Origin of the sequence: Streptomyces sp. NPDC096136 (genome assembly GCF_044763325.1) — a bacterium.
Lineage (GTDB): Bacteria > Actinomycetota > Actinomycetes > Streptomycetales > Streptomycetaceae > Streptomyces.
Genome location: NZ_JBIWFZ010000011.1, coordinates 257,591 through 264,245 on the forward strand (window position 1 = coordinate 257,591; position 6,655 = coordinate 264,245).

6 protein-coding genes are annotated in these 6,655 nt (G+C 74.9%); 5 read left to right on the plus strand and 1 reads right to left on the minus strand.

Going from position 1 to position 6,655, the window contains the following annotated elements; genetic code table 11:
• The first annotated feature begins 23 nt into the window (after window positions 1-23).
• Together ACIRBY_RS23805 and ACIRBY_RS23810 are read left to right on the plus strand one after the other, a co-directional pair.
• Window positions 24-977: a LysR family transcriptional regulator gene (locus ACIRBY_RS23805; RefSeq protein ID WP_403903550.1), complete on the plus strand. Its 954-nt coding sequence runs from the start codon at window positions 24-26 to the stop codon at window positions 975-977.
• Between the two features lie 79 nt (window positions 978-1,056).
• Window positions 1,057-1,785, plus strand: coding sequence for a class I SAM-dependent methyltransferase (locus ACIRBY_RS23810; protein WP_403903552.1), 729 nt, complete (start codon window positions 1,057-1,059; stop codon window positions 1,783-1,785).
• 19 nt (window positions 1,786-1,804) lie between these two features.
• On the opposite strand, the gene ACIRBY_RS23815 is transcribed toward ACIRBY_RS23810, so the two are convergent.
• Entirely contained in the window at window positions 1,805-2,716 is a 912-nt protein-coding gene (locus ACIRBY_RS23815) for an alpha/beta hydrolase fold domain-containing protein (RefSeq protein ID WP_403903554.1), read from the minus strand.
• A gap of 229 nt (window positions 2,717-2,945) precedes the next feature.
• On the opposite strand from ACIRBY_RS23815, the gene tdh reads away from it, so the two are divergent.
• From tdh to ACIRBY_RS23830, 3 genes are all read left to right on the plus strand, one after another.
• The gene (tdh, locus tag ACIRBY_RS23820; RefSeq protein WP_403903557.1) at window positions 2,946-3,974 is read left to right on the plus strand and encodes an L-threonine 3-dehydrogenase; all 1,029 of its coding nucleotides are present in this window, start codon (window positions 2,946-2,948) and stop codon (window positions 3,972-3,974) included.
• A gap of 282 nt (window positions 3,975-4,256) precedes the next feature.
• On the plus strand, window positions 4,257-5,465 hold the full coding sequence (locus ACIRBY_RS23825; RefSeq protein ID WP_403903560.1) for a glycine C-acetyltransferase: 1,209 nt from the start codon (window positions 4,257-4,259) through the stop codon (window positions 5,463-5,465).
• A gap of 12 nt (window positions 5,466-5,477) precedes the next feature.
• Window positions 5,478-6,392: a LysR family transcriptional regulator gene (locus tag ACIRBY_RS23830; RefSeq protein WP_042809106.1), complete on the plus strand. Its 915-nt coding sequence runs from the start codon at window positions 5,478-5,480 to the stop codon at window positions 6,390-6,392.
• The last annotated feature ends 263 nt before the right edge of the window (window positions 6,393-6,655 follow it).

The window sequence follows — 6,655 nt, forward strand, 5'->3', positions numbered from 1 at the left end:
AGTGCAACTTCTGCAAGGGATGAATGCGTGTGACGCAATCCGGATCGGCCGGGCTGGACCTGAACCTGCTCGTCGCCCTCGACGTCCTGCTCGAGGAATCGAGCGTCTCCGGCGCCGCCGCCCGCCTCCACCTCTCCGAACCCGCCATGAGCCGCACCCTCGGCCGGATCCGCAAAGCCCTCGGCGACCCCGTCCTCGTCCGGGCCGGCCGCACCATGGTCGCCACCCCCCACGCCCTCTCCCTCCAGGGCGAGGTCCGCTCCGTGGTCGAACGGGCCAGGGCCCTGTTCCTCACCGGCGGCGAGGTCGACCTCAGGACCCTGGAACGCACCTTCACCGTCATGGCCCACGACTCCTTCGCCGCCACCTTCGGCGCCACCCTCTTCCAGCGGATCGGCCGCGAGGCACCCCGGGTGCGGCTGCGGTTCCTGTCGGAGAGCCACATCGACGTGCCGGCCCTGCGCGAAGGGGTCGCGGACCTGGAACTCGGCGTCATCGACAGCCGTTCCCCCGAGGTCCGCACCGAGCACCTCGTCGACGAACGCATGCTGGGCGTCGTCCGGGCCGGCCACCCGCTGCTGCGCGGCCGCCTCACCGCGCGCCGCTTCGCCGCCGGAGAGCACCTCAACGTCTCCCGGCGCGGCCGGCTGGAGGGGCCGGTGGACACCGCCCTCGCCGAACAGGGCCTCTCCCGGCGGGTCGTGGGTAGCATCGGCTCCACGCCGGCCTCCCTCTTCGTCCTGCGCGAGACCGACCTCATCGGCCTGATCCCCACCCGCACCACCAGCCAGGCCGAAGCCCTCGGCCTGCGCACCTTCGAGGTCCCCCTGGAGCTCCCGCCGCTCCCGTTCGGCCTCGCCTGGCACCCCCGCCACGACGCCGACCCCGCGCACGCCTGGCTGCGCGCCTGCGCCCGCGAACTCGTCGCCGACCGAGGGCCCGCGGCCCCGCCCGGCCCCGTACGCCGCACGGACTGACCCGAACGCCTCCCCCGTACGGGGGACGCACCCGCCGCACCCGCCGCCCCCCGCGCCCCCGCCGGGGAGGCATGGCGGCATGCACGACGACACCTCCACCCACCCCGCGCCCCGGGCCGCCTTCACCGCGGCCGACGCCTTCACCCTCCGCACCGCCCTCGACGCCCTCGGCGGGGTCCGCGACCTCGACACCCTCGACGTGGCCTGCGGACACGGCGGCACCGCCGCGCTGCTCGCGAGCGGCGGCGCCCGCCGGACCGTCGGCGTCGACAGCTGCCCGGACCGCGTCCGCCGGGCCCGCGAGCGGCAGGCCGGCGGCCGGGACGGGCACCCGGCCCCCGTCGAGTACGTCGTCGCCGACGCCGCGGACATGCCCCAGCTCGGCCCCTTCGACCTGGCCACCGCCGTCTACCTGTTCAGCCACGCCCCCGACCGCGCCGCCCTGCACGCCATGTTCCGCGGCATCCGCGCCAACCTGCGCCCCGGCGGCCGGCTGCTGTCCCTCGTCCGCAACCCCGGCGCCTACCCGCGCGTCGACTGGTCCCCGTACGGGATGCGCATCCTCGACCGGGTACCGGACGGCGACGCGCCCCTCCTCAAGGCCCAGTTCCTGACCGAGCCCCCACTCCACTTCGAGTACCGCGAATGGGCGCACGCCGACTTCGCCGAGGCCGCCGTCGACGCCGGCTTCTCCACCGTCGCCTGGCAGCCCAGCCGCACCCCGCCCGCCAGCGCCGCGCGCGACGAGGCGTACTGGACGGCCTACCGCGCCGCACCCGTCAGCTCCCTGCTGACCTGCACGGCCTAGGAGGACCCATGACCCGGGGCTACTCCTCGTCGGCCGTCGCCCGGACCAGCTCCACGATCCGCTCCCTCGCCACCCGCCCCTCCGGCACCGGCAGCAGCGGGTACCCGTGCGGCAGACCCGGCTCCTCGTGCCACTCCACCTCCGCACCGGCCGCCCGCGCCCGGCGCAGCAGCTCCCGGCTGTCGGTGGTCAGCACGTCCCGGGTCCCGGTGAACACCGTCAGCGGCGCCAGCCCCGCGAAGGACCCGTGCAGCGGGCTCACCCTCGGGTCGTCCGCCGTCAGCGTCCCCGCGTACAGCCGCCCCGCCTCGGCCAGCCCCGGCCGGGCCAGCACCGGATCCGCCGCCTCGATCGCCGCCTGCCCGGGATGGCTCATGCTCACGTCCAGCCACGGCGAGATCAGCACGATCCGGGACGGCTGCGCCCCGGTCCGCTCCCGCAGCCGCTGCGCGGCCGCCAGCGCCATCCCGGCCCCGGCGGAGTCCCCGATCAGCACCGTCCCGCCCGCGCCGCCGCTCTCGATCAGACCGCTCAGCAGGTCCGCCGCGACCGGCACGGTCCGGTCGGCGGTCCCGCGCGGCGCCAGCACGTACGCCGGAACGACCACCCGGGCGCGGGCCCGGGTGACCAGGGTCCGGATCAGCGACCAGTGCGGCCGCACCAGCTCGTTGATGTACGCCCCGCCGTGCACGTACAGCACCCGCGCCACCGGCTCCTCCCCGAGCGGGGAGACGTCGTACACGGGCCACGCGCCGACGAACGTCCGCGACACCTCGGCGACCCGCCCCAGCGAACGCGGCGGCAGGTGCGAGGCGGGCCTGCGGGCCGCCTGCGCCACCGTCGCCCGTACCGCCTCCGCGGTGGCGAAACGTCTTCGCCGGCCCGTCGCGACCAGTGCGGCCGACAGCGCCCTGCTGCGCAGACTCGGCACGCCCCTCACCTCCCCTTTCACCCCGGCCCCGGACCGCACGGGCGATCCCGGTCCGGGCCCTACCCCGTTCCAGGGAGGAGCATAGGCGTGAAGCTGCGCTGTCGACCCGCTTAAGAAAGTCTCGATGGACTGATCACCGCGCCGATCGGCAGATTGGTGCCCGTCACCACGCCGCTCGCGCACCAGCGGGCCCGGCGGCCCCACCTCCCGCACGCCTGGAGCCACCCCCATGAAGGCACTCGTCAAGCACAAAGCCGAACCCGGGCTGTGGCTCATGGACGTCCCCGAGCCCGAATACGGCCCCGGCGACGTGCTGATCAAGGTGCTGCGCACCGGTATCTGCGGCACCGACCTCCACATCCGCGCCTGGGACGGCTGGGCGCAGGGCGCGGTCAAGACCCCGCTCGTCCTCGGCCACGAGTTCGTCGGCGAGGTCGCCGCACTCGGCTCCGACGTCCGCGACATCGAGGTCGGCGCCCTGGTCAGCGGCGAGGGCCACCTGGTGTGCGGCAAGTGCCGCAACTGCCTGGCCGGCCGTCGCCACCTGTGCCGCTCCACCATCGGGCTCGGCGTCGGCCGCGACGGGGCCTTCGCCGAGTACGTCGTCCTGCCCGCGCAGAACGTCTGGGTGCACCGCACGCCCGTCGACCTGGACGTGGCCGCCATCTTCGACCCCTTCGGCAACGCCGTGCACACCGCGCTGTCCTTCCCGCTGGTCGGCGAGGACGTGCTGATCACCGGCGCGGGCCCGATCGGCATCATGGCCGCCGCCGTCGCCAAGCACGCCGGCGCGCGCAACGTGGTCATCACCGACGTCAGCCCCGAGCGCCTGGAGATCGCCCGCAAGGCGGGCGCCACGCTCGCGGTGAACGTCGCCGAGTCCTCCATCGCCGAGGCGCAGACGCGCCTGGGCCTGCGCGAGGGCTTCGACGTCGGCCTGGAGATGTCCGGCCGCGGCGAGGCGATGCGCGACATGATCGACAACATGACGCACGGCGGCAAGATCGCGATGCTGGGCCTGCCGGCCCAGGAGTTCCCGGTCGACTGGGCCAAGGTGGTCACCTCGATGATCACCATCAAGGGCATCTACGGCCGTGAGATGTTCGAGACCTGGTACGCGATGACCGTGCTGCTGGAGGGCGGCCTCGACCTGACCCCGGTCATCACGGGCCGCTACGCGCACACCGACTTCCAGGCCGCCTTCGACGAGGCCTCCACGGCCCGCAGCGGCAAGATCATCCTGGACTGGACGAAGTAGCCCCCGGCGGCGGGCGGCCCGCACCGGCCACCGGCCGGCGCCGCCCGCCGGACCCCGGACCCCGGACCCGGGACCCGGGGCGTCCGGCGGGCCCGCCCCGCCCCCGCCCCGACCGGCCGCCGTCCGTCCATCCGCCCGTCCGCGTGTCGCGGCCGCGACCGCCGGGCAGCCACAAGACCATCTCCCCCGGGCCGGGCCCCGCACACCCTCCCCCCTCCGCGGGGCCCGGCCCCCTCCTCCCGTCCGCCCGCCGGACGGCACACCGCACAAGGAGAACCGACCATGTTCGAGTCCGTCCGCGAGGACCTCCGGGCCACCCTCGCCGAGATCCGCGCCGCCGGCCTGCACAAGCCCGAGCGCGTCATCGGCACCCCGCAGAACGCCGCCGTCGCGGTGACCGCGGGCGGCGCCCCCGGCGAGGTCCTGAACTTCTGCGCCAACAACTACCTCGGCCTGGCCGACCACCCCGAGGTCGTCGCCGCCGCCAAGGACGCCCTGGACCGCTGGGGCTACGGCATGGCCTCGGTCCGCTTCATCTGCGGCACCCAGGAAGTGCACAAGGAGCTCGAGGCGCGCCTGTCGGCCTTCCTCGGCCAGGAGGACACGATCCTCTACTCCTCCTGCTTCGACGCCAACGGCGGCGTCTTCGAGACCCTCCTCGGCGCCGAGGACGCGGTGATCTCCGACGCCCTCAACCACGCCTCCATCATCGACGGCATCCGCCTCTCCAAGGCCCGCCGCTTCCGCTACGCCAACCGCGACATGGCGGACCTGGAAGCCCAGCTCAAGACCGCCACCGAGGGCGGCGCCCGCCGCAAGCTCATCGTCACCGACGGCGTCTTCTCCATGGACGGCTACGTCGCCCCGCTGACCGAGATCTGCGACCTCGCCGACCGCTACGACGCCATGGTCATGGTCGACGACTCCCACGCCGTCGGCTTCGTCGGCCCCGGCGGCCGCGGCACCCCCGAGCTGCACGGCGTCATGGACCGGATCGACATCATCACCGGCACCCTCGGCAAGGCCCTCGGCGGCGCCTCCGGCGGCTACGTCGCCGCCCGCACCGAGATCGTCGAGCTGCTGCGCCAGCGCTCGCGCCCGTACCTCTTCTCCAACTCCCTCGCCCCGGTCATCGCCGCCGCCTCCCTCAAGGTCCTCGACCTGCTGGAGTCCGCCGGCGACCTGCGCGACCAGCTCGCGGCCAACACGAAGCTCTTCCGCACGAAGATGACCGAGGCGGGCTTCGAGATCCTGCCCGGCGACCACGCCATCGCCCCCGTCATGATCGGCGACGCAGCCGAGGCGGCCCGCATGGCGGAGCTCCTCCTGGAGCGCGGGGTGTACGTGATCGGCTTCTCGTACCCCGTGGTCCCGATGGGCCAGGCCCGCATCCGCGTCCAGCTCTCCGCGGCCCACTCCACGGCCGACGTGGAGCGCGCGGTGGCCGCCTTCGTGGACGCCCGCGCGGCGCTTTCCGCTGCTCAGGGCTGACATCATGGAGGGGTGATCGACCCCCGCCGGCTGCGCATCCTGCGGGCCGTGGCGGACCACCGTACGGTGACCGCCGCGGCCGCAGCCCTGTACCTCACCCCCTCCGCCGTCTCCCAGCAGCTCGCCGCGCTGGAGCAGGAGACCGGCCACACGCTGCTCACCCGCAGCGGCCGCGGGGTACGGCTCACCGCGGCCGGGGAGATCCTGCTGGCCCACGCCCACGAGGTGCTCGCCCAGCTGGAGCGCGCCGAGGCGGAACTCGCCGCCTACGCGGGCGGAGCGGCCGGCGAGGTCACCGTGGCCGCCTTCGCGACCGGCATCGCCGAGGTGCTGGCCCCCGCCCTGGCCCGCCTCGCGCGGGAGCACCCGGGCATCCGGCTCCGCGTCCGGGACGCCGAGGGCGACCAGAGCCTGTTGCAGCTGCTCGACGGGGAGGCCGACCTGGCCCTCGCCGTCGAGTACCGGGGCGCGCCGGGCGCCGACGACGGCCGCCTGTCGGTCATCCCGCTGTACGCGGAGCCCTTCGACGCGGTCCTGCCGACGGGACACCCCCTCGCCGACCTCCCCGCCGTGGCCCTGGCGGACCTCTCCGACGCGGAGTGGGTGGGCCAGTACCCGGGCAACCCCTGCCACGACGTGACCCTGCTGGCCTGCGAACTGGCCGGCTTCCAGCCCCGGTTCGTGCACTCCTCCGACGACTTCCGCGCGGTGACCGCCCTGGTCGGCGCGGGGGCCGGGGTGGCCCTGGTCCCGCGCTCGGCGCTGCGGGGCATGGACCTCAAGGAGGTCTGCGTCCGCCCGGTCTCGGGCCCGTCCGCCACCCGCCGCGTCTTCGCCGCCACCCGCCGCGGCGCGGAGTCCCACCCCCTGATCGCCCCGGTCCTGGCGGCCCTGTCCCGGGAGGGGGAACGGGTGCCGGGCTGCTAGCCGCGAAGGGAGGACCCGGGCGGCGCCTGCCCAGCTGCCCGGGGCGGCCGACGGCACCGAACGGACGCGGAACGGTGAGGGCGGGGCGGGGTCGGGGGTGGTCGGGACGTGGGCGGGGCGGTCTCAGGGAGGGTTGGGGGGTTCCCGCCAGTCTCATCGTCCTTCCGTGTCGGGCCGGCCTGTCAAGGGCGCTCCCTTCGGTCGCGTCGCTGCGCGATGGCCTTCGGCCACCCTTGACAGGCCGTCCCGCCACGAAAAGCCGA